Raw genomic sequence first — 22,433 nt, 5'->3', positions numbered from 1 at the left:
AACGTCGCAGGCGGCAGGTCCCGGCCGCTTTCGGCGGGGCGCACGAAGGCGCACTTTTATGGCGCCGGTCACACTCGGGCGGCCGCAGGCCGGTTCACCGTGAGTAACGGACGTCCACGGCAAAACGGACCGGTGTCAGGAGGGGATGATCGTCGGGATCTTGGTCTTGCGGAACGCGGCGAACTCGGCCGCGGCGGCCAGCAGGATGGCGACGATCATCGTGATGCCCAAGGACATCGGGTGCAGCGCGGTGACGCCCTTCAGCAGGGTGAGCGCACCGAACAGCAGCACGACCTTCACGACGTACCCGCCGAGCGCGATGACCATGACGAACATCGGGTCCTGGCCGGCGCTGAACTTCATCAGCCCCAGCGTGGACAGCGACGCCAGCATGGCGAGCACGCCGCCGACGAGCGAGCCCAGGAAGCCGGGCATGCCGTTGAGGATGCTGAAGAGCGCGATGCAGACGATCACCGCGGGCGGGGTCACCAGCAGCGAAGCCCTGGTCATCGCACGGGCGGCCTGCAGCACCACCTTGGCGTGCGGGTTCTCCTGCTCGTGCGTTTCGGTTTCGCTCACAGCTGGCTCCCTGCTCGGTTCAGCCACCGAGTGTAGAGAACGCGCCTGGTCAGGTTCCGGGCTGGTTGCGCGAACGCAGGCGCGGGACGATCGAGACCACCACCGCGAACACCAGTCCCACCCCGATGATCCACAGCGCCGCCGCGTCGTCGAACAGGGTCACCGAGACCGCGCCGAACGCCAGGATCCCGGCCCACAAGTAGATCAGCAGCACCGCCCGGCGCTGGGAATGGCCGATCTCCAGCAGCCGGTGGTGCAGGTGCATCTTGTCCGCCGCGAACGGGCTCTCGCCGCGGCGCGTGCGGCGGACGACCGCCATGATCAGGTCCAGCAGCGGCACGAACAGCACCGCCGCCACGACCACCAGCGGCGAGAGCAGCGCGATCGCGTCCTTGCCGCTGAACTGCGGGTACGGCACGCGCCCGGACGCCGACGTCGTCGCGCCCGCGAGCATCAGGCCGATCATCATCGACCCGGAGTCGCCCATGAAGATCTTCGCGGGCTGGAAGTTGTACGGCAGGAACCCCAGGCACGCGCCGGCGAGCGTCGCCGCGATCAGCGCCGGCGGGTAGGTGCCGACGTCGCCGCCGGAGCTGTCGAGCAGGCCCAGCGAGAACGCGCACGTCGCCGCCGCCGCGATGAACCCGAGGCCGCCGGCCAGCCCGTCCAGGCCGTCGACGAAGTTCATCGCGTTGACCATCACCACGACCATCACGACGGTGAGCAGCGCGCCCTGGTTCTTGTCGAGCACCAGCACCGAGCCGAACGAGTCGCCCTGGCCGCCCCACGGCACCCAGAACGACACCCACTGCACGCCGAAGATGACCAGGATCCCGGCGCACATGACCTGGCCGGCCAGCTTCGTCCAGGCGTCCAGCTCGAACCGGTCGTCGAGCGCGCCGATCAGCGAGATGACCCCGGCCGCGAGCAGCACGCCGACCGAGTCGAACGAGGCGTCGAAGCCGTGCGACAGCGCGGGCAGCTGGTGGGCCAGCCCCATTGCGCCCGCGACGCCGAGGAAGATGCCGATCCCGCCCATCCGCGGGATCGGGGCGACGTGGACGTCGCGCGCCCGCGGGTTGGCGATCGCGCCGACGCGGATCGCGATCCGCCGGACGACGCCGGTGAGCAGGTACGTCACGGCCGTCGCGGTCAACGCGACGAGGATGTATTCCCGGATGGGGAGAAGACCGGATGTGGGCGGCACGGGTGCGTCACGCTCGCGGGGTCGGGGTCACCCGCGACACGCTATCGTGCCGCGCCCGGCGCCTTGATCCGGCTTCACGCCAACGATTCCGCGGGTACACCGAGCACCTCCGCGATGGCGTCCTTGCTCACGGCGCCTTCGCGCAGCACCACCGGTTCGGTGCCGGTGAGGTCCACGATGCTCGACGCGACGGGCTCGCCGCTCGAGCCGCCGTCGAGGTACACCGCGACCGAGTCGCCGAGCTGCTCCTGCGCCTCCTGCGCGGTGCTGGCCGGCGGCCGGCCCGAGACGTTCGCGCTCGACACGGCCATCGGGCCGACGTCGCGCAGCAGCTCCAGGGCCACCGGGTGCAGCGGCATCCGGAGCATCACGGTGCCGCGCGCGTCACCGAGGTTCCACTGCAGACTCGGCGCGTGCGGGAGCACGATGGACAGGTCGCCCGGCCAGAACGCTTCGATGAGCGCACGCGCCTGCGGGGGCACGCCGAGCACCAGACCGTCCACAGTGGACCACGAGCCGACGAGCACGCCGACCGGCATGTCCGGCCCGCGGTTCTTCGCGCGCAACAGCGCCTGGACGGCGCCCGCGTCGAACGCGTCGGCACCGATGCCGTAGACCGTGTCGGTCGGCAGGACGACCAGCCTGCTCGACCGCACCGCGCCCGCGGCCGCCGTCAGTCCGTCGGCCCGGGACTCCCGCTTGCTGCAGTCGTAGACCACGCTCATGAGCGCCAAGAGTAGTCCGGCTGCCGGAGCGGGCGTTCGCCGCGTCACACCGGCCGGCCAGACTTTCGTCGTGGGGCAAGCGGGTAAACCTCGCCGCGAGGCAGAACCGGGACAGCGGGGCTCAATACGGTCGATCATCGGGAACCACCACCCCCGTGGGTTCCCAGTGAAGGAGCCGCAGATGCGTTCCAGAACCCCGAAGGCGCTCGCCCTGCTCGCCGCGGTCACCGTCCTCACCGGGCTCGGCGCCGGCACCGCCGCCGCCGAGCCGCTGACCCGTGGCTGGCCGGCCCCGATCGACGCCGCGCACTGGGAGAACCAGGACCACATGACCTGGTCCGACTACAAGAAGGTCCCCGGTACGAACTGGGCCGACCCCAGCCTCAAGCCCACCCAGCGCACCTTCAAGGGCGCGGTCGTCCTCGCCGACTACCCCGACCAGGACTTCGTCGTCACGAAGCCGGCGAACTCGACGATCTTCGGCAACCCCGGCCCCGGCGCCGCGAACATCCCGCGGGCCGGCGTCGCGCAGTACTACCAGGACTTCCTCAACAAGCCCGAGGCGCTCAACAACGGGCACACCATCAACGAGTACTGGATGGAGGACTCCGGCGGCCGCTTCGGCGTGCAGCTGACCGCGTTCGGGCCGTACCGGATGCCCGGGAGGTCCTACGAGTACGGCATGGAGTTCCAGCCGGGCGCCTGCCCGCCGAGCGCGAACTGCGACCGCGACATCCGGACCGACGCCGGCAACGCCTGGCGCGCCGACGTCGGCGACACCGCGAACCAGTTCGACTTCGTCTTCTACCTGTCGGCCGGCCAGGACGAGAGCTCGACCTGGCAGGAGTTCGGCGAGATGAAGTTCGGCACGAAGGAGAACGTGCCGGACGCGTTCGGCCCGCCGGGCCACGACCTGCCCAACTACGCGGCGACGCGGTACGTGCCGTGGACGTCGTGGGCGTCGGCCGCCAGCATCTGGCCGAACGCCGAAAACGGCAGCTCGGTGCAGGCCGAGAGCTCGGGCCAGTCGACCTACGCCCACGAGTTCAGCCACATCCTGGGCATCGGCGACAACTACAACAACCCGTTCGGGATCCCGCCGTGGCGGGACTACTCCGGCGCCTGGGAGATGCTCTCGCGCGGCACGTTCAACGGCCCGGGCGGCCCGCACACCCGCTGGCAGATCCCGGCGACGCAGGGCAGCTCGATGGGTGCCCAGCACATGCTCCGCAACAAGATGAAGCTCGGCATCGTCGACCCGGCCGACGTCCTGCAGCTCGACCGCAACGCACTGGCTTCCTCGGGTCCGGTGTCGGCCCGCATCACCGCGCGCGAGGCGGAGGCGCAGCCGGGGGCGTTCACCGGCCTGAACATCAAGCTGACCGGCGGCGACAAGAGCCCGAAGTGCGACAAGGCGACGGACCCGTTCTGCGACGGCGGCGGCTACGACAACTACACCGTCGAGGTGGTCGACCGGATGGGCGCGGACTCCTTCTCGCCGGACTCGGGCGTGCTGATCGCGAAGACGAAGAACAAGGACGCCGCCCCCTTCGAGTGGGTGATCGACGCGAACCCCGCGGACATCGGCATCACCGACTACACGAAGGCGGACGGGACGCCGGTGAAGATCACCATCGGCGACTACCGGCAGCTCAACGACGCCCTGTTCAAGGCGGGTACCGAAGCGGCGAGCCCGTACGAGTACACCGACCAGGCGAACCGGCTGAAGTTCCTGATCACCGACCTGGCCCGGGATCGCCGCGGTGTGCTGTCGTACACGGTGACGGTGGCGTCCCTGGACGGCTCGGGCAGCCAGGCGCGCGGCGCGGCGGTGACCCCGGCCCTGCCGGCGTTCGCCCGCGGCGGCCTCGCGACCTGCGACTTCGGTCTGATCAACACGGGCGCGGCCCGCGGCGCACAGGCGCCGTACGACACGGACACGTACCGGCTGAGCGTGTCGACGGACGCCCGCGGCTGGGAGGTCCGGCTGCCGAACGAGCTGGCGACGGCGAAGTTCGGCGGGCACGTGAAGGTGCCGGCGTACGCGAAGCGCGGAGCGGGCGGCGACCTCGCGGCACGGGTGAAGCTGACGGCGACGTCGGTGAGCGACCCGTCGAAGACCGCGACGGCGAGCTGCACGGCCTTCGGCTTCTGAGCGTGACGGTCTCGTTGTCCCCAGCTCGGTCAGGTTGTGGACAACGAGGCCCGAACGTCTTGAATGACTCATTCATGTCTTCGGACGACATGAATGAGTCATTCACGACACCGCGGCCTGCTCAGCCCAGCCGGCGAGCGGTGACGAACCGCGCCCGCCCGGTCAGGTCCGCGTGGTCCTCGACACCCGTCAACACCCTCCGCGCCCGCACCAGCGCCGGCACCGCCGAGCCGTGCGTGTCGTCGTGCTCGATCGCGAGCCCGCCTCCCGGACGCAGCAGCCGGGCCCCCGCCGCGATCGCGTGGCGGATCACCGCCAGCCCGCTCTCCTCCGCGAACACCGCGCGCGGCGGGTCGTGCTCCGCGACCTCCGGGGGCACCGGCGTGCCCTCCGGGACGTACGGCGGGTTGCACAGCACCAGGTCGACCAGGCCGTCGAGCTCGGCGAACATCGTCGGGTCGCCGATGTCGCCCGAGTACAGACGGATCGGGGTGTTGCCCGCGTCCGCGTGGACGTCCGCGTTGTGGCGGGCCCAGGCCAGCGCCTGCGGATCGACGTCGACCGCGTAGACGACCGCGTCCGGGCGGGCGTGCGCGACCGCCAGTGCCAGCGCCCCGGAACCGGTGCACAGGTCCACCACGACCGGGAACTCGCGCCCCTGCAGGAACTTGACGCCCCACTCGAGCAGCAGCTCGGTCTCCGGCCGCGGCACGAACACGCCCGCGCCGACCGCGACGGTGATCTCGCCGAGCGCCGCCCAGCCGGTGAGGTACTGCAGCGGGATCCGCTTCGCGCGCTGCTGGACGAGCTGGCCGATGGCCTCGATGACCGGCGGATCGACCAGCGGCACCATCGGCAGCCGCCCGCGTTCGACCCCGAGCACGTGCGCCGCGATCACCTCGGCGTCGAACCGCGGCGAGGCGACGCCGGCGCGTTCGAGAATCCGGGTGGCCTCGATGATGGCCAGGCGCAGCGGCTGCCGATTCACTCGTCGTCCTTCACCTCGTCAAGCCTGGCACACCAGGCGGAACTCCCCCGTCAGGACACGCGCCGGTCCCACGCCGTCCAGCGTATCGAGGCGCCCTCAGCCCTCGGCGGACAAGTACCCGGCCAGCGCGCTCCGGCGCCGCTGCAGCGCCCCGATCCGGTCGTCCATCGCGGCCAGCTCGCGGTGCAGCAGACCGGCCAGCTCCGGGCACAGGTCGAGGTGGGCTTCCTCGCCGCGGGCGCACTGCAGCGCCGACGCGATCACCTCGGTGGTCAGCCCGGCCCCGAGCAGCCGCCGGATCTGCCGCACGCGCACAACGGCGTCCTCGTCGTAGACGCGGTAGCCGTTGCCGTCGCGCGAGGCCGTCAGCAGGCCCTGCTCTTCGTAGTAGCGCAGCAGCCGCGTGCTGACGCCCGTGCGTCCCGCGAGCTCGCCGATCCGCATCCGACCCCCTGGCAGCTTGACCTTCACACCGATGTGAAGACCTAACGTCGCCGGCATGACCGGACATTTCCTCGAAGTCGTCCTGCCGAACGAGCGGCCGGACCTCGACCCCGCGCGTCCAGCCGAACTCGCGAAGCTGGCCGAGGACCTCGGCTACCACGCCGCCTGGCTGCCCGACCACCTCATCCCGCCCGGCGCCTTCGGCGACGTCTTCGGCGGGGTCTACGAGCCGCTCGTGACGCTCGCCCACATCGCCGCGCGGACCAGCCGGATCCGGCTCGGGACGTCCGTGCTGATCGTGCCGCTGCGGGAGCCGTTCGCGCTGGCCAAGCAGGTCGCGACGCTCGATGCGCTCTCCGGGCACCGGTTCGACCTCGGTGTCGGCACCGGCTGGAACGAGCCCGAGTTCGCCGAGGTCGGCGCGGACTTCGGCGGCCGCGGCAAGCGGACCGACGCCACCCTCGACCTGCTCGCCGAGCTCTTCCGCACCGGCCGCGGCCCCGGCGGCGGGTACTTCGAGCCGCGGCCGGCCGGGCCGGTGCCGATCACCGTCGGCGGCAACTCGGACGTCGCGCTGCGCCGGGCCGCGCGGATCGGTTCGGGCTGGATGAGCGCCGGCCTCTCCCCCGCCGAAGTCGGCGAGCGCGCCGAAAAGCTCACCGGCATGACAAACGGCCGCGAAACACGGGTCACCGCCAGAATGGAATGGAACGGCGGCGATCTCGGGGCCGCCATCGCGCGATTCCGGGCGTATATCCTGGCCGGGGCGGACGCGGTGGCCGTCCACTTCGGCCCGGCCGAGGACTACGGACAGCGGATGACCGTGTTCGCCGAGGGCGTCGCCGATCTTTAGGATGCCCGAGACGCCGACCCACGGGAGCGCCAGTGCCGACCGAGCCGACCACGCGCCACCGGGTCGCGTTCATCTTCCCCATCTACAACGAGGAAGCGAACATCGACCTGCTGCACCGCACGGTCGACGAGGTCACCGCGCCCCTGGCCGGACGGTACGACTTCAGCTTCATCTACGTCGACGACGGCAGCCGGGACGCGTCCCTGGACCGGCTCACCGAGCTGGGCGCGCGCGACCCCCGCGTCACGGTCGTCGAGCTGTCCCGCAACTTCGGCCACCAGATGGCCGTCACCGCCGGGCTCGACCTGGTGGACGCCGACGCGACGATCATCATGGACAGCGACCTGCAGGACCCGCCGCGGGTCGCCCTCGAGCTGCTCGAGAAGTGGGAAGAGGGCTACGAGGTCGTCTACGCGCAGCGCCGCTCGCGCCGGGACTCGCCGTTCAAGCGGATCACCGCGAGCGCGTTCTACTGGTTCCTCCAGAAGATGGCCGCGGTCGAAATCCCGAAGAACACCGGCGATTTCCGGCTGGTCGACCGCAAGGTCGTCGACGAGCTGCGCAAGTACCGCGAACGCGACCGGTTCCTGCGCGGCCTCGTCAGCTACGTCGGGTTCAAGCAGACGGCGGTGCTGTTCGACCGCGACCAGCGGCACGCCGGCGTCACCGGCTACCCGCTGACGAAGATGCTGCGCTTCGCCGCCGACGGCATCCTCGGGTTCTCGACGACGCCGCTGCGGATGATCACGCGGATGGGGTACCTGATCTCGCTGCTGAGCTTCCTCGGCGTGCTCTACGTCGTCGGCGTGAAGCTGTTCGCGCCGGAGACCGCGGTGCCCGGCTGGGCGTTCATCACCATCGCGATGTTCTTCCTCGGCGGTATCCAGATCATCATGCTCGGCGTGCTCGGCAGCTACATCGGCCGCACGTACTCGCAGGTCCAGAACCGGCCGCTGTACACCGTGGCGTCGGTGCGCACCGGCGTTCCCGAGTCCGCCCGGGACAGCCGGAGCGCCGCCCGATGAGGTTCGTCACGGCCACGCAGGTGCGCTTCGGGATCGTCGGGATCGGCAACACGCTCGTCGACGCGCTGGGCTACGCACTGCTGGCGACGCTGGGCGTGCCGACGTTCGTGGCGAACCTCGTCTCGACGACGGCGGGCATGCTGCTGTCGTTCACGCTGAACCGGAACTTCACGTTCCGCGCCAAGGACGGTGACGTCCGGCGTCAGGCGGTGCTGTTCTTCGCGGTCACGGCGTTCGGGCTCTGGGTGGTCCAGTTCCTCGTCATCACGCTGGTGAGCCACCTGTTCCCGGGCGTCAACCTGCTGGTGCCGAAGGGTGCCGCGATCGTCGTCGGGCTGTTCTGGAACTACCTGCTCTACCACTACGTCGTGTTCCGGCACCGGCCCGTGTCGCCGGTGCCCGGTGCGGCGCCCGCCGACTCGGCATGAGTCTCGTACCCTCTTCCGGGTGCGAGCTCGTGAACTGCGCTTCGCCCTGGGCGTCTTCGCCCTCTCCCTGGGCGTCCTGCTGATCCGGTTCCTGGTGCCGAGGCCGGTCGGGATGGCCGACAACGGCGACGGCTGGCGCCTGCTGTGCAACCTCGGCGGCCGGCACCCGGAGGTCGCGCCCGAGGTCTACGTCCACTTCGGCTACGGGCCGGGTTCGGCCTGCCGGAGCGGCTACATCTCGAGCCAGGCGTGGTTCGACTGGTTCGCGAGCAAGCTGGGGAAGGTGTTCGGCTCGTCGGCGGAGCTCGATCTGCGGGTGCTGGGCGCGATCACGTGCGTGCTGGTCGCGGGCGGCGTCGCGGCGACGGTCCTCGGCCTGGAGCTGAGCCGCCGCAACCGCGTCATCGCGGCGGTGCTGCTGCTGCTCGTGATGGCCGATTCGGCATTCTTCGGCTACTTCGCGTCGGTGCTCAGCGAGGGCGCCGGGTTCGTCGGGATGCTGCTGCTGGCCGGCGGCCTGCTGCTGATGAACCGCACGGGCGCGTCGCGGTACTGGGGCGCCGCGCTGACCGTGGCGGGCGCGCTGATCGGCATCAACGCGAAGTCGCAGACGCTGCTGCTGATCCCGCTGTTCGTGGTGGCGCTGGCACTGGTCCGCCCGCCCGGCGCGCGGGGCCGGGTCCGGTGGCTGCTGCCGCTGGGCGTGCTGGTGGTCGTGGGCGCGGGGACGGCGGTGGTGCAGTCCCACGGCGACCCGGCCAATAGCGAATACCGCGAAGCGAACATGCACCACGTCGTGTTCGACAGCATCGTGGACGGGAAGCACGACACGGACGCCGACCTGGCGGCGCTGGGCCTGCCACCGAGTGCGAAGAAGTTCATCGGCACCGGCTGGTGGGCGGCGAGCCCGTGGACGGACCCGGACTACACCAGCTTCCGCGACAGGATCAGCCGCCGCACCATCCTGCAGTACTACGCCTCCCACCCGGCGCGCACGCTGCAGATCCTCCAGCAGGGCGCGGTCGACACCCTGACGGCGCGCCCGTCCCGGCTCGGCAGCTTCGCCGAGTCGGCCGGGTTCCCGCCGATGGCCCAGGAGTACCGGGTGCCGGTGCTCTCCGGGCTGTCCGCGCTGGCCGCGCCGCTGGGGCTGTTCGCGCTGGTGCCGTTCTGGCTGCTGATCGGCTGGGCCGGGGTGCGCGCCTTCCGCCGTCGTGCGCGCGACTACGGCGTCGTCGTGTTCTTGCTGCTGCTGTTCGCGGTGGGCCAGTTCGGGCTGTCGGCGCTGGGCGAGGGCGTCGAGGGCGTGAAGCACCAGCTGCTGACGTTGTTCCCGACGTTCCTGGCGGCGGTGTTCGCGGTGCTGAGCCTGTTCCCGCGGCCGGCGCGGGTGGAGGAGCCGCTGGGCGAGGTCGCCACCACGGTGCCGGAGGAACCCGCGGTCCGCTGACCGGCCGCCTCACCGCCGGTGCCCGGTGGGGGTCATCGCCCACCTCCGCCGTACATCGCCACCTGGTACAGAGCCGCGAGCGCCTGGTCGATGGGGTGGGGCTGCGGCGCTCCCGAGGCGCCGAGCCGGTTCCACCGCTGCAGGTTCAGCGCGACGGACATCTGCCGCTCGCCGTCGGCGCGAATCATGGCGATCGCTCCGCCGCCCCAGACCGTGCCGCCGTGCCCCCAGAAGGTGTCCTGGCCGGGAGCCTCCATCGGGTGCAGGCCGAGGCCGTAGTCGATCGGCGTCCCCTCCTGGGAGACGACCCGGACGGTGCGCTGCATCTGCGCCAGCGACGACCGGCCGACGATCTCGCCGGCGAGCAGCATGCGGAAGAACCGGTTGAGGTCGGCGACGGTCGAGATCAGCGAGGCGGCCGGCCCCACCCAGGACATGTCGAAGTCGCTGTAGTCGCGCGGCGGGTCGATCATGCCGAACCACGCCTCGTAGAGCCGCGAATGGGGCCCGTCGACGTACGGTCCGGCGGGGAGTTCGGTGTCCCGGAGGCCGGCGCGCTCGATGACGTTCCGGGTGATCACCTTCTCGGCCGGGGCGCCGGTCACGTGTTCCAGGAGTTCGCCGAGGAGCAGGTAGTTGGTGTTGGAGTAGACCCCCGGCGAACCGCCCGGCGTGCCGACGGCGGGTGCGGCGACCCCCAGTTCGATCAGGTCGACGGGGTCGAACCGCGTGAAGCGGTGGTCGTCGAAGCTCTGGGGTCCGGTCTTCGCCAAGTCGGGGAACGCGCGGAGCGAGGGGTAGGCGAAGGGCAGGTACTCGGCGAGCCCGCTGGTGTGGTCGAGCAGCATCCGGACCGTGATCGCGGCACCGCGGTCTCCGGGGACCAGCCGCGGGAGGTAGTGGCCGATCGGGGTGTCGAGCCCGATCCGGCCGCTCTCGACCTGCTGCAGCACGGCGGCGGCGGTGAAGGTCTTGGTGATGCTGCCGACGCGGTGCCGCAGGCCGGCGGTGACGGGACGGCCGGTGTCGACGTCGGCGACCCCGGCGGCGCCGCGCCAGACCTGGTCACCGGCCCGCACCTCGGCGAACAAGCCCGGCACGCCGGCGCGGTGGACGTTCTCGAGGGCGGCGTCCAGCTCGGCGGGATTCAGCACGTTCTGCACGTCAGGAGTCCTTTCTCGATCCTGGGAGCCAGTTGTCCTCATTATGCACGCGGTGCGTGCAACAGCAAGTGCATAGGTTAGACTGGCGCCGGACGAGAGGGGCGAAATGACGGGCCGAAGGCGTTGGTCGACCGAAGAAATCCTGGACACGGCGGCGGAACTCCTACGCACCGGCGACGCCGAGTCGTTCAGCGTGCGCAAGCTCGCCGCGGCGCTCGGGACCGATTCCTCCAGCCTCTACCGGCACTTCCGCAACAAGACCGAACTGCTGCGCGCGGTCGCCGACCGGATCCTCGTGGCCGCCATGGACGGCTACCGCCCCGAGGGCGACTGGAAACAGCGCCTCACCGCCACGGCGCTGCGCCTGCGGGAGGCTTTCGGCCGGCACCCGCAGATCGCCGCGATCTGGGGACGCTACGCGTCAGGCGGCGCCGGGTCCCGGCTCGTCATGGAAGAGGTGCTGCAGGCGCTGCGCACGTCGGGGCTGCCCGACGAAGAGATCCCGGCGCGCTACCACCGGCTCGCGATCCTCATCGCCGCGTTGATCGCCTCCGAGGCCGGGGTCAGCATGGTGACCCCCACCGAGCACGAGCAGGGCATGGAACAGTTCCGCGTCGCGGTGCTGGGCGCGGACCCCGAACGCTTCCCGGCCTTGTCCCACTTCGCCCGCGAGGTGCGCCCCCTCGGGGAAGACCGCCGCGCCGCGTTCGAAGAACTCCTCGCCGCCCAGATCGCCCAGATCGAAGCCGGAATCCCCTGACCGGAGAGCCCGCCTCTGCCGTGTCGACCCCGCAATCACGCGTGTCGACCCGGGAATCACGCGAGTCGACCTTCCGAGCACACGGCGGCCGGCGGGCGGGGTGATCGAACGGTCGACACGCGTGATCGGAGGGTCGACACGCGTGATCAGGAGGTCGACACGGCTGCGGGGTCAGCCGGCGGAAGCGGCCAGGCGCTCTTCGCGATCGGCCGTCGCCAGTGCGTCGAGGACGCCGTCCAGGTCCCCGTCGAGGACCTGGTCCAGGTTGTACGCCTTGTAGTTGACCCGGTGGTCCGAGATGCGGTTCTCCGGGAAGTTGTACGTCCGGATCCGCTCCGACCGGTCGACCGTGCGGACCTGGGACTTGCGGGCGTCCGACGCCTTCGCCGCCGCCTCTTCCTCCGCGACCGCCTGCAGCCGGGCCTGCAGCACCTGCAGGGCCCGCGCGCGGTTCTGGATCTGGGACTTCTCGTTCTGGCAGGACACGACGATGCCCGTCGGCAGGTGGGTGATCCGGACCGCCGAGTCCGTCGTGTTGACGCTCTGGCCGCCCGGGCCCGAGGACCGGAACACGTCGATGCGCAGGTCGTTCGGGTCGATCTCGACCTCGACCTCCTCCGGCTCCGGGTAGATCAGCACCCCGGACGCCGACGTGTGGATCCGGCCCTGCGACTCGGTCGCCGGCACGCGCTGGACGCGGTGCACGCCGCCCTCGAACTTCAGCCGGGACCAGACGCCGTCGGGGACGACCGACTTGGTCTTGATCGACAGCGTGACGTCCTTGAAGCCGCCCAGGTCGGAGTCGACTGAGTCGAGGACCTCGGCCTTCCAGCCGTGGCGCTCGGCGTAGCGCAGGTACATCCGCAGCAGGTCGCCGGCGAACAGGGCCGACTCCTCGCCGCCTTCGCCGGACTTGATCTCCATCACGACGTCGGAGCCGTCGTACGGGTCGCGCGGCAGCAGCAGTTCGGTGAGCTTCGACTCCAGCTCGGGGATCCGCGCGCTCAGCTGCTCGGCCTCGGCGGCGAACTCCGCGTCCTCCGAAGCCATCTCCCGCGCGGCCGCGAGATCGTCGCGAACGGTGTCCAGCTCGTGGACGGCACGCACCACCGGCGTCAGCTCGGCGTAGCGGCGGCCGAGCTTGCGGGCGCGCGCCTGGTCGGCGTGCACCGCCGGGTCCGCCAGCTGGGTCTCCAGCTCCGCGTGTTCGGCGAGCAGCCCCTTGAGCGAGCTCGAATCCACCTCTGCCACCTCTCAGCCCGGGTCAAGACAAGAAACGGCGCCCACCCGCGCGTGCGGGTGGGCGCCGTGAAAAAAGCTACTTGGCGTCGGCGTCCTTCTTCTGACGCTTGCCGTAGCGAGCCTCGAAGCGCGCGACCCGGCCACCGGTGTCCATGATCTTCTGCTTGCCCGTGTAGAACGGGTGGCAGTTCGAGCAGATCTCGACGTGGATGTTGCCGCTGGTCTTGGTGCTGCGCGTGGTGAAGCTGTTTCCGCAGTCGCAGTTCACGTTCGTGACCACGTACTCGGGGTGAATACCGCTCTTCATGGTGTCCTCTCTCGTTGGCTCCGGGTCCCCAGTCGTGCTCGTGGGGTGAACCGGCGCCGGACTTCAGCGGGTAATTCTGCCAGACGGGCAGACGATCACTGGAACGCACCCCGCTGACCAGGTATTCCGAACGCCGTGAAGGCCTCCTTACCGGCTTCTTGCGCCGGTAAGGAGGCCTTCACGGACTTGCTCAGTCGTCCTCGCCGCCACCGAGGGCGGTCTTCGAGACCTGCATCAGGAACTCGACGTTGGTCTTCGTCTTCCGCAGCCGCGAGATCAGCAGGTCGATGGCCTGCTGCGAGTCGAGTGCGTGCAGCACCCGGCTCAGCTTCACGGTGACCGCGAGCTCGTCCGGCGAGAGCAGCAGCTCGTCCTTGCGGGTACCGGACGGGTTGACGTCGACCGCCGGGAACACGCGGCGCTCGGCGATCTTCCGGTCGAGCTTGAGCTCCGCGTTACCGGTGCCCTTGAACTCCTCGAAGATGACCGTGTCCATCGTCGAGCCGGTCTCCACCATCGCCGTGGCGAAGATGGTCAGCGAGCCGCCGTTCTCGATGTTGCGCGCCGCGCCGAGGAACCGCTTCGGCGGGTAGAGCGCGGTCGAGTCGACACCACCGGACAGGATCCGGCCGGACGCCGGGGCCGCCAGGTTGTACGCGCGGCCGAGCCGGGTGATCGAGTCGAGCAGCACGACGACGTCGTGGCCCATCTCGACCAGGCGCTTGGCCCGCTCGATCGACAGCTCCGCGACCGACGTGTGGTCGGACGGCGGCCGGTCGAAGGTCGAGGCGATGACCTCGCCCTTCACCGAGCGCTGCATGTCGGTGACCTCTTCCGGACGCTCGTCGACCAGGACGACCATCAGGTGGCACTCGGGGTTGTTCGTGGAGATCGCGTTCGCGATGTCCTGCATGATCGTGGTCTTACCGGCCTTCGGCGGCGACACGATCAGGGCGCGCTGCCCCTTGCCGACCGGCATGATCAGGTCGATCACGCGGGTCGTGAGCTTGTGCGACTCGGTCTCGAGGCGCAGCCGCTCGTTCGGGTACAGCGGGGTCAGCTTGGTGAAGTCGGGACGCCGCTTGGCCTCGTCCGGCTCCAGGCCGTTGATCGAGTCGACGCGCACCAGCGGGTTGAACTTCTGCCGCTGCTGCTCGCCGTCACGCGGCTGGCGCACGACGCCGGTGATGGCGTCACCGCGGCGCAGGCCGTACTTGCGGACCAGCGAAAGCGAGACGTACACGTCGTTCGGGCCGGCGAGGTAGCCGGAGGTCCGCACGAACGCGTAGTTGTCGAGCACGTCCAGGATGCCCGCGACGGGCAGCAGGACGTCGTCCTCGCGGATCTCGGTGTCCGGCGAGCCGGCGTCGCGCTGGCCGCCGCCACTGCCCCGGCGACGACGGTCGCGGAAGCGACGGCCGCGGCGGCCGCCTTCCTCGTCGTCGTCCTGCTGCTGGGCGCGGTTGTCGCGGTTGTCCTGGCCGCGGCCACCGCCGTCCTGCTGGTTGCGCTGGCGGTTGCCGTCCTGGCGGTTGTCGCTGCGGCCGCCGCCCTGGCGCTGCTGGTCGCGGTTGCTCCCGCCACCACCCTGGCCCTGCTGGCGGTCGCCCTGCTGCCGGTCCCCGCCGCCCTGGCGGTCACCCTGCTGCTGACGGTCGCCACCACCCTGGCCCTCGGGCGACCCGGCGGCGCGGTTCGAGCCGCGACGACGCCGGCCGCGGCCGCCCTCCTCGGGCTGGCCGTCCTGGCCCTGCTGGCCGTCCTGCTTGTCCTGCTGCGGGCGCTCGGCCTGCGGCGGGGCGTCCACCGCCGGGGCGCTCGCCACGGGGGCCTCGGCCTTCGGCTCCGGCTTGGCCTCGGCCGGCGCCGACGGCGCCTCGGCCTTCGGCTCGCGCTTCGGGGCCTTCACCGGCTCGCCGACGCCCTCCAGCGGCAGGGTCTCGGCAGCCGCACGCTTGCGAGACTTGCCCTGACGCTCACGGATCGCGGCGATCAGGTCGCCCTTGCGCATGCCCGTCGTCTCACCGACGCCGAGCTCCCCAGCCAGCGAACGCAGTTCCGCCACGGTCTTCCCGGTCAACCCGCCGACCGTCTTCTTGGGAGCGGGGGTGGTGCCGTTCGACTCCGCGGCGCTGCTACCCACGTCGCTCAAAAGATCGGTGTTGCTCACACATGTCCTTCCTGACCGATCCACGCCTCCAGGCGGATCAGCGGACTGCCGCTCGCTTCTGATCGCGAACCGGCGTAACTGCCCCCCGATACGAGAGATGAGCTCTTCGGCCGTGCGAAACACAGCTGGAGCGCCTCCACCACAGGGGTTTGCGTCCTCCATTCGGAGGACACGAAATTCGGCACCGCCGAAACCGGAAACCCGCCTGCGTCCCTCCGCGTTACCCCGCTTGCCAGGCGGTGCGGATTCGGCGGATCGACGAAGGATGCGATCCCAGAGGACCGGCATCGGGTGCGGAAACGCACGGTGATCGAACGCCCCCGAGGGTAGACCGCGCGGGTGCCGGGTGCAACAACCACCCCCCGCGTGGCGGCCCCGAGCGCAGGCACGTGACCCACCCTTTACTGAGCCGCAACCTGCACACCCGTGAGATCCACGGGCAGCTCGAAGACGTCAAAACCCTCAACGTCGACCCCCGGCGGCAGTATTCCCGTCGTGGTCAGCGCGAGCACGGTGGGACCCGCGCCGGAGACGGCCGCGGCGACTCCGTGTGCACGCAGCGTCGCCACCAGCTCGCCGCTCGCCGGGTAGGCGGGGGCCCGGTAGTGCTGGTGCAAGCGGTCTTCGGTGGCCGCGAGCAACAGCTCCGGCTTCGCCGTCAGGGCGTGCACGGCGAGCGCGGCGCGCCCGGCGTTGTGCGCGGCGTCGGCGTGCGGCACGGTCGCCGGCAGCAGGCCGCGCGTGGTCGCGGTGGCCGAGCGCACCGACGGCACCGCGACGACCGGCCGGATCGCCTCGTGCGGCACGAGCCGCTCGGCGTGGAACTCCGCGCCTTGGCACCAGGCCACGACGAGGCCGCCGAACAGGCTCGCCGCGGCGTTGTCGGCGTGGCCTTCGAAGCCGGCGGCCAGCTGCAGCGCGCCGAACGCGTCGAGCTCCCGGCCCGCCAGCGCGTACCCGGCGGCGACGCCGGAGACCACCGCGGCCGCCGACGAGCCGAGCCCGCGGGCGTGCGGGATCGCGTTGGAGCAGCGCAGGTGCAGGCCCGGCGGCTCGACGCCGAGGTGCGCGCAGGTCCGCCGGATGGCCCGCACGACGAGGTGGGTTTCGTCGGTGGGAACGTCTTCGACCCCGCCCGCGCCGGCGTCGACGACCTCGACCTTGAGCCCGGCGTCGGTGACCCGCACCTCGACGACGTCGTACAGGCCCAGCGCCATGCCGAACGCGTCGAAGCCCGGCCCGAGGTTCGCCGTCGACGCCGGGACGGTGACCTTGAACCCGCCGCTCACCGCAGGTCCAGCGCCGCCGCGACCGCCGAGGGGTCCACCGCGAGGGGTTCGACCTCGACGTTGCCCGCCAGAGCCGTCTGCGGGTCCTTCAGGCCGTGCCCGGTGACCGTGCAGACGACGCGCGACCCGCGCGGCAGCCGGCCGTCGGCGGCCGTGGCCAGCAGGCCGGCCACGCTGGTGGCCGACGCCGGTTCGACGAACACGCCTTCGCGCCCGGCCAGCAGCCGGTAGGCCTCGAGGATCTTCTCGTCCGTGACGGCCTCGAAGAGCCCGTCGGAAGCGTCTTTCGCCTTGACGGCGGCGGTCCACGAAGCCGGACTGCCGATCCGGATCGCCGTCGCGATCGTGTCCGGGTCGCGCACCGGCTCGCCCAGCACCAGCGGCGCCGCGCCGGCCGCCTGGAAGCCGAACATCCGCGGGGTGTTCTTCACCACATCGTCGGCCGCGTACTCCGAATACCCCGCCCAGTAGGCGGTGATGTTCCCGGCGTTGCCGACCGGCAGGCAGTGGATGTCCGGCGCCTCACCCAGCACGTCGCAGATTTCGAACGCCGCGGTCTTCTGGCCGGCGATGCGCACCGGGTTGACCGAGTTGACCAGCGTCACCGGGTAGTCGGCCGCGGTCTTGCGGGCCAGCTCGAGGCAGTCGTCGAAGTTGCCGTCGACCTGCAGGATCCGGGCGCCGTGCAGGACGGCCTGGGCGAGCTTGCCCAGCGCGATCTTGCCCTGCGGCACCAGCACGGCGCAGGTGAGGCCGGCGCGGGCGGCGTAGGCCGCGGCCGAGGCGGACGTGTTGCCGGTCGACGCGCAGATCACCGCCTTGAGCCCGCTCGCGAGCGCGTGCGTGATGGCCACGGTCATCCCGCGGTCCTTGAACGAGCCCGTCGGGTTGGCGCCCTCGACCTTGAGGTGGACCTCGCAGCCGGTCAGCTCCGACAGGTGCCGCGCGGGCAGCAGCGGCGTGTTGCCCTCCCCGAGCGTGACGACCTGCGCCCCGTCCGGCACCGGGACGCGGTCCCGGTACGCCTCGATGATTCCCGGCCACGGCTGGCTGCTCACTGGTCTTCGCCTTCCACGCGCATCACGCTGACAACTTCGTGGACGACGTCGAGCTTCGCGATCTCGTCCACAGTGGACTGCAAGGCCGCGTCGGGCGCCTGGTGCGTCACGACGACGAGGCTCGCGCGGTCGCCGACGTCGCTCTGCCGCACGGCCGCGATGCTGACGCCGTGCCCGGCGAACGCCTGCGCCACCTGGGCGAGCACCCCGGCGCGGTCGGCCACGGAAAGGCTTACGTGGTACCGGGTCGGGGTCTGGCCCATCGGCCGCACCGGCAGCGCCGCGTGCGCGGACTCGCGCGGGCCGCGGCCGCCGGCCACCAGGTTGCGGGCCACCGCGACGAGGTCGCCGAGCACCGCGCTCGCGGTCGGCGCGCCGCCCGCGCCCTGGCCGTAGAACATCAGCTCACCGGCGGCGTCGGCCTCGACGTAGACGGCGTTGAACGCGCCGCCGACCCCGGCCAGCTGGTGGCTGCGCGGGATCATCACCGGGTGCACGCGGGCCGAGACCGACTCGACGCCGTCGTCGTCGGTCACGCGCTCGCAGATCGCCAGGAGCTTGACCGTGCGGCCGAGCATCCGGGCCGCGCCGAGGTCGGCGGCGGTGACGTCGGCGATGCCCTCGCGGTGCACGTCGGAGGCGGTCACCCGCGTGTGGAAGGCCAGCGACGCGAGGATCGCGGCCTTCGACGCGGCGTCGTAGCCGTCGACGTCGGCGGTCGGGTCGGCCTCGGCGTACCCGAGGCGGCTGGCCTCGTCGAGCGTTTCGGCGTAGCCGGCGCCGGTCGAGTCCATCGCGGACAGGATGTAGTTCGTGGTGCCGTTGACGATGCCCATCACGCGCGTGATCCGGTCGCCCGCGAGGGATTCGCGCAGCGGGCGCAGCAGCGGGATGGCCCCGGCGACCGCGGCCTCGAAGTAGAGGTCGGCACCCGCGGCGTCGGCCGCCTCGAACAGGTCGGCGGAGTGCTCGGCGAGCAGGGCCTTGTTCGCCGTGACGACGGACTTCCCGGCCTTCAGCGCGGCCAGCAGCCAGCCGCGCACCGGCTCGATGCCGCCGACCAGCTCGACGACGACGTCGACTTCGTCGCTGGTCACGAGCTTCTCGGCGTCGGCGGTCAGCAGCTCCGGCGGCAGCTCGGGGTGCTTGTCCGGGCGGCGGACGGCGATGCCGGCCAGCTCGACCGGCACACCCGCCCGTGCGGCCAGCTCACCGGCCTGCTCGGAGAGCAGCCGGGCGACCTCGCCGCCGACGGTTCCGCAGCCGAGCAGGGCGACCTTGACGGCCCGCCGTTCCTCTGGGGCAGCCACAGTGTTCAGACCTCCAGGCGCAGCATGTCGTCGGTCGTCTCGCGCCGCAGCAGCAGCCGCGAGCCGCCGTTGCGCACGGCGACCACGGCCGGCCGCGGCTGCCGGTTGTACGTGCTCGCCATCGAGTAGCAGTAGGCACCGGTCGCCGCGACCGCCAGCAGGTCGCCGGGAGCCAGCGTGTCGGGCAGCCAGCAGTCTCGTACGACGATGTCGCCGGACTCACAGTGTTTTCCCACGACCCGGGACAGCACGGCCTGCACCGGCTGCTCGTTCTCACTCGCGGACCGGGAAACCAGCCGGACGTCGTACACCGCGTCGTACAGCGCGGTCCGGATGTTGTCACTCATCCCGCCGTCGACGCTGACGTACCGGCGCGACAGGTCGTCGCCGAGCGAGACGTCCTTGATGGTGCCGACCTCGTACAGCGTGACCGTGCCGGGGCCGGCGATGGCGCGGCCGGGCTCACCGGCGATGCGCGGCACCGGCAGGCCCGCGTACGCGCACTCCTTGCGGACGATCTCGCGGATCTGCGTGATCATCTGCGCCGGCGGGGGCGGGTTGTCCTTCTCGGTGTAGGCGATGCCGAAGCCGCCGCCGAGGTCGACCAGGCTCAGCTGGTCGAGCAGCTCGGGGCCGTGCTCCTTGGCCAGGTCGGCGAGCAGCCCGACGACCCGGCGGGCGGCGACCTCGAAGCCGTCGGCGTCGAAGATCTGCGAGCCGATGTGGCTGTGCAGGCCGACGAGCTTGAGCGAACGCGCGTTGAGCACCCGGCGCACCGCCTCGGCGGCGTCGCCGGAAGCCAGCGAGAACCCGAACTTCTGGTCCTCGTGGGCGGTCGCGATGAACTCGTGGGTGTGCGCCTCGACGCCGACGGTGACCCGGATGAGCACCGCCTGCGCGACGTCGTGGCGGGCGGCGATGTCGGCCAGCCGGGCGATCTCGAAGTAGGAGTCGAGCACGATCGTGCCCACGCCGGCGACGACCGCGGCTTCGAGCTCCGCGGGCGACTTGTTGTTGCCGTGGAAGGTGATCCGCTCGGCCGGGAAGTTCGCGCGCTGCGCCACGGCGAGCTCGCCGCCGCTGCAGACGTCGAGGCTCAGCCCCTGCTCGGCCACCCAGCGGGCGATCTCGATGGACAGGAACGCCTTCGACGCGTAGTGCACGAGCGACGGGTCGTCGAACGCCTCGGCGTAGTCCGCGCAGCGGGACTTGAAGTCGGCCTCGTCGACCACGAACAGGGGCGTGCCGTGCTTCTCGGCGAGCTCGCGGACGTCGACCCCGGCGATCCGCACGATGCCGTCGGCGGCGCGGAAGGTGTTGCGGGGCCACACCTTCGCGGGCAGCTTGTCGAGCTCCTCGGCCCCCGACGGCTGGAGCCCGGAGGTGTCGGCGTGGGGGTAGACGTCGGCGTGCCTGGGGCCCGCGGGGTGCGCCATGGGTTACATCCGTTCCGGAGCAGAAACACCGAGCAGGGCGAGGCCGTTCGCCAGCACCTGGCGGGCCGCCTCGCACAACGCGAGCCGCGCGAAGGTCAGCGGGGTCGCTTCTTCGTCTCCCATCGGGAGGACTCGGCCCACGGTGTAGAACTTGTGGTAGGCGCCCGCGAGTTCTTCGAGGTAGCGCGCGATCCGGTGCGGCTCCCGCATGTCGGCGGCGCGGCGCACGGTTTCCGGGAATTCGCCGATGGTGCGGATCAGGTCGCCCTCGGCGGGCAGCGTGAGCAGTCCGAAATCGACGTCCGATTCGGACCGCTTCGCGAGGCCGAGGTCGGCCGCGTTGCGCTGCAGGGACGCCAGCCGCGCGTGCGCGTACTGGACGTAGTAGACCGGGTTGTCGTTGGAGTGCTTGCGCAGCAGGTCCAGGTCGACGTCCAAAGTGGAGTCCACGGAGTACCGGATCAGCTCGTAGCGCGCCGGGTCGACACCGACGGCCTCGACGAGGTCCTCCATGGTGATCACGGTGCCGGCGCGCTTGGACATCCGCACCGGCTTGCCCTCGCTGACCAGGTTGACCATCTGGCCGATCAGCACCTCGACCGTCGCCGGGTCGTCGCCGAACGCGGCGGCCGCGGCCTTCAGCCGGGCGATGTAGCCGTGGTGGTCCGCGCCGAGCATGTAGATGCACAGGTCGAAGCCGCGGTTGCGCTTGTCCTTGAAGTAGGCCAGGTCGCCGGCGATGTAGGCCGGGTTGCCGTCCTGCTTGATGACGACGCGGTCCTTGTCGTCGCCGTACTCCGAGGACTTCAGCCACCAGGCGCCGTCTTCGAAGTAGAGGTTGCCGGAGTCCTTCAGCTGCTGGACGGCGGCGTCGACAGCGCCGGACTCGTGCAGCGAGTTCTCGTGGAAGTAGACGTCGAAGTCGGTGCCGAACTCGTGCAGGCTCTGCTTGATCTCGGTGAACATCAGCTCGATGCCGATCCGGCGGAACGTCTCGTGGCGCTGCTCCTCCGGCAGCGACAGCGCGCTCGGCTCGGCCTTGATGACCTCGGCGGCGATGTCGTTGATGTAGCCGCCCGCGTAACCGTCTTCCGGCGCGGGCTCGCCCTTCGCGGCGGCGATCAGGGACCGGACGAACCGGTCGATCTGGGCACCGGCGTCGTTGAAGTAGTACTCGCGGGTGACTTCGGCGCCCTGCGCGCCCAGGACCCGGCCCAGCGCGTCGCCGACCGCGGCCCAGCGGGTGCCGCCCAGGTGGATCGGGCCGGTCGGGTTCGCCGAGACGAACTCGAGGTTGATCTTGGTCCCGGCCAGCGCGTCCCCGCGGCCGAACGCGGCACCGGCGTCGAGCACCTGGCGCACGATGTCGCCCTGCGCGGCCGCGGCGAGCCGGAAGTTGAGGAAGCCGGGGCCGGCCACCTCGGCCGAGGCGACGCCGTCGTCCGCCGAGACCGCCGCGGCGAGCGCCTCGGCGAAGTCGCGCGGCTTCAGCCCGGCCTTCTTGGCCACCTGCAGGGCCAGGTTCGTCGCGTAGTCGCCGTGGTCGGGGTTGCGCGGGCGTTCGATGGTCACCTGCTCCGGCAGCACGGCGTCGTCGATGCCGCGTGCGGCGAGCACCTGCACGGCGGAGCTGCGGACCAGGTCGGCGAGAGCGGCGGGAGTCACTCCGCGAATTCTAGGTGTGCCCTGGTGGGGCGCTCGCATCGGTCTCGGCCACGTCACAGCCGGCATCCCCGGCCGGGTTTTTCGGGGGTCCGGGTGGCGGAGCCCCCGGCCCGAGGCGAAGCCTCGGTTGCCATGCTGTGAGGCGTTAACGGTGATCAGACGCACGGTCTCTACACTGG

General features: G+C 71.1%; 20 protein-coding genes. 6 read left to right on the top strand and 14 right to left on the bottom strand.

Annotated elements, in window-relative coordinates:
• Positions 1–135: 135 nt before the first annotated feature.
• The 3 genes from QRX60_RS20555 to QRX60_RS20545 form a co-directional block, all read right to left on the bottom strand.
• Complete coding sequence (locus QRX60_RS20555) at positions 136–579, bottom strand: hypothetical protein (protein WP_286002377.1); 444 nt, start codon at positions 577–579, stop codon at positions 136–138.
• 49 nt (positions 580–628) lie between these two features.
• Positions 629–1,786 (bottom strand): glycosyltransferase family 4 protein, encoded by a 1,158-nt coding sequence (locus tag QRX60_RS20550; RefSeq protein ID WP_286002376.1) that lies wholly within the window; start codon positions 1,784–1,786, stop codon positions 629–631.
• A 74-nt stretch (positions 1,787–1,860) separates the two neighbouring features.
• On the bottom strand, positions 1,861–2,511 hold the full coding sequence (locus QRX60_RS20545; RefSeq protein ID WP_286002375.1) for an L-threonylcarbamoyladenylate synthase: 651 nt from the start codon (positions 2,509–2,511) through the stop codon (positions 1,861–1,863).
• A 181-nt stretch (positions 2,512–2,692) separates the two neighbouring features.
• Between QRX60_RS20545 and QRX60_RS20540 the strand changes: the two genes are divergently transcribed.
• The gene (locus QRX60_RS20540) at positions 2,693–4,666 is read left to right on the top strand and encodes a M6 family metalloprotease domain-containing protein (protein WP_286002374.1); all 1,974 of its coding nucleotides are present in this window, start codon (positions 2,693–2,695) and stop codon (positions 4,664–4,666) included.
• A 121-nt stretch (positions 4,667–4,787) separates the two neighbouring features.
• Here the strand turns inward: QRX60_RS20540 and prmC are convergent, their stop codons facing one another.
• Together prmC and QRX60_RS20530 are read right to left on the bottom strand one after the other, a co-directional pair.
• Complete coding sequence (gene prmC / locus QRX60_RS20535) at positions 4,788–5,654, bottom strand: peptide chain release factor N(5)-glutamine methyltransferase (RefSeq protein WP_286002373.1); 867 nt, start codon at positions 5,652–5,654, stop codon at positions 4,788–4,790.
• 96 nt (positions 5,655–5,750) lie between these two features.
• Positions 5,751–6,098 carry a MerR family transcriptional regulator gene (locus QRX60_RS20530; RefSeq protein ID WP_286002372.1) on the bottom strand — a complete coding sequence of 116 codons (348 nt, stop codon included), beginning with the start codon at positions 6,096–6,098 and terminating at the stop codon, positions 5,751–5,753.
• 55 nt (positions 6,099–6,153) lie between these two features.
• On the opposite strand from QRX60_RS20530, the gene QRX60_RS20525 reads away from it, so the two are divergent.
• From QRX60_RS20525 to wsfD, 4 genes are read left to right on the top strand one after another with little or no spacing between them, the layout of a single operon-like run.
• A complete protein-coding gene (locus QRX60_RS20525) occupies positions 6,154–6,951 on the top strand; it encodes a TIGR03619 family F420-dependent LLM class oxidoreductase (RefSeq protein WP_286002371.1) in 798 nt (265 codons plus the stop codon).
• 32 nt (positions 6,952–6,983) lie between these two features.
• Complete coding sequence (locus tag QRX60_RS20520; protein ID WP_286002370.1) at positions 6,984–7,976, top strand: glycosyltransferase family 2 protein; 993 nt, start codon at positions 6,984–6,986, stop codon at positions 7,974–7,976.
• Entirely contained in the window at positions 7,973–8,404 is a 432-nt protein-coding gene (locus QRX60_RS20515) for a GtrA family protein (RefSeq protein WP_286002369.1), read from the top strand. The genes QRX60_RS20520 and QRX60_RS20515 overlap by 4 nt, the downstream gene beginning before the upstream one ends.
• 19 nt (positions 8,405–8,423) lie before the next feature.
• Positions 8,424–9,854: a glycan biosynthesis hexose transferase WsfD gene (gene wsfD / locus QRX60_RS20510; protein ID WP_286002368.1), complete on the top strand. Its 1,431-nt coding sequence runs from the start codon at positions 8,424–8,426 to the stop codon at positions 9,852–9,854.
• Between the two features lie 32 nt (positions 9,855–9,886).
• On the opposite strand, the gene QRX60_RS20505 is transcribed toward wsfD, so the two are convergent.
• Positions 9,887–11,017, bottom strand: coding sequence for a serine hydrolase domain-containing protein (locus tag QRX60_RS20505; protein WP_286002367.1), 1,131 nt, complete (start codon positions 11,015–11,017; stop codon positions 9,887–9,889).
• 106 nt (positions 11,018–11,123) lie between these two features.
• Here QRX60_RS20505 and QRX60_RS20500 point away from each other — a divergent pair, with 106 nt between their 5' ends.
• The gene (locus QRX60_RS20500) at positions 11,124–11,777 is read left to right on the top strand and encodes a TetR/AcrR family transcriptional regulator (protein WP_286002366.1); all 654 of its coding nucleotides are present in this window, start codon (positions 11,124–11,126) and stop codon (positions 11,775–11,777) included.
• A 171-nt stretch (positions 11,778–11,948) separates the two neighbouring features.
• On the opposite strand, the gene prfA is transcribed toward QRX60_RS20500, so the two are convergent.
• The 8 genes from prfA to argS form a co-directional block, all read right to left on the bottom strand.
• Positions 11,949–13,019 (bottom strand): peptide chain release factor 1, encoded by a 1,071-nt coding sequence (prfA, locus tag QRX60_RS20495; protein ID WP_286002365.1) that lies wholly within the window; start codon positions 13,017–13,019, stop codon positions 11,949–11,951.
• Between the two features lie 76 nt (positions 13,020–13,095).
• The gene (rpmE, locus tag QRX60_RS20490; RefSeq protein WP_086840656.1) at positions 13,096–13,326 is read right to left on the bottom strand and encodes a 50S ribosomal protein L31; all 231 of its coding nucleotides are present in this window, start codon (positions 13,324–13,326) and stop codon (positions 13,096–13,098) included.
• Positions 13,327–13,516: 190 nt separating this feature from the next.
• Positions 13,517–15,496 (bottom strand): transcription termination factor Rho, encoded by a 1,980-nt coding sequence (gene rho, locus QRX60_RS20485; RefSeq protein WP_286002364.1) that lies wholly within the window; start codon positions 15,494–15,496, stop codon positions 13,517–13,519.
• Positions 15,497–15,897: 401 nt separating this feature from the next.
• On the bottom strand, positions 15,898–16,785 hold the full coding sequence (thrB, locus tag QRX60_RS20480; protein ID WP_286002363.1) for a homoserine kinase: 888 nt from the start codon (positions 16,783–16,785) through the stop codon (positions 15,898–15,900).
• The gene (gene thrC / locus QRX60_RS20475) at positions 16,782–17,843 is read right to left on the bottom strand and encodes a threonine synthase (protein ID WP_286002362.1); all 1,062 of its coding nucleotides are present in this window, start codon (positions 17,841–17,843) and stop codon (positions 16,782–16,784) included. Before thrC ends, thrB begins: the two co-directional genes overlap by 4 nt.
• Complete coding sequence (locus QRX60_RS20470; protein ID WP_408630241.1) at positions 17,840–19,153, bottom strand: homoserine dehydrogenase; 1,314 nt, start codon at positions 19,151–19,153, stop codon at positions 17,840–17,842. The genes thrC and QRX60_RS20470 overlap by 4 nt, the downstream gene beginning before the upstream one ends.
• A gap of 5 nt (positions 19,154–19,158) precedes the next feature.
• Positions 19,159–20,589 carry a diaminopimelate decarboxylase gene (gene lysA / locus QRX60_RS20465; protein ID WP_286002361.1) on the bottom strand — a complete coding sequence of 477 codons (1,431 nt, stop codon included), beginning with the start codon at positions 20,587–20,589 and terminating at the stop codon, positions 19,159–19,161.
• A gap of 3 nt (positions 20,590–20,592) precedes the next feature.
• The gene (gene argS, locus QRX60_RS20460; protein WP_286002360.1) at positions 20,593–22,254 is read right to left on the bottom strand and encodes an arginine--tRNA ligase; all 1,662 of its coding nucleotides are present in this window, start codon (positions 22,252–22,254) and stop codon (positions 20,593–20,595) included.
• Positions 22,255–22,433 lie beyond the last annotated feature (179 nt).

This window comes from Amycolatopsis mongoliensis (assembly GCF_030285665.1).
Taxonomy (GTDB): domain Bacteria; phylum Actinomycetota; class Actinomycetes; order Mycobacteriales; family Pseudonocardiaceae; genus Amycolatopsis; species Amycolatopsis mongoliensis.
This window is presented reverse-complemented; position numbering and strand designations above follow the sequence as displayed.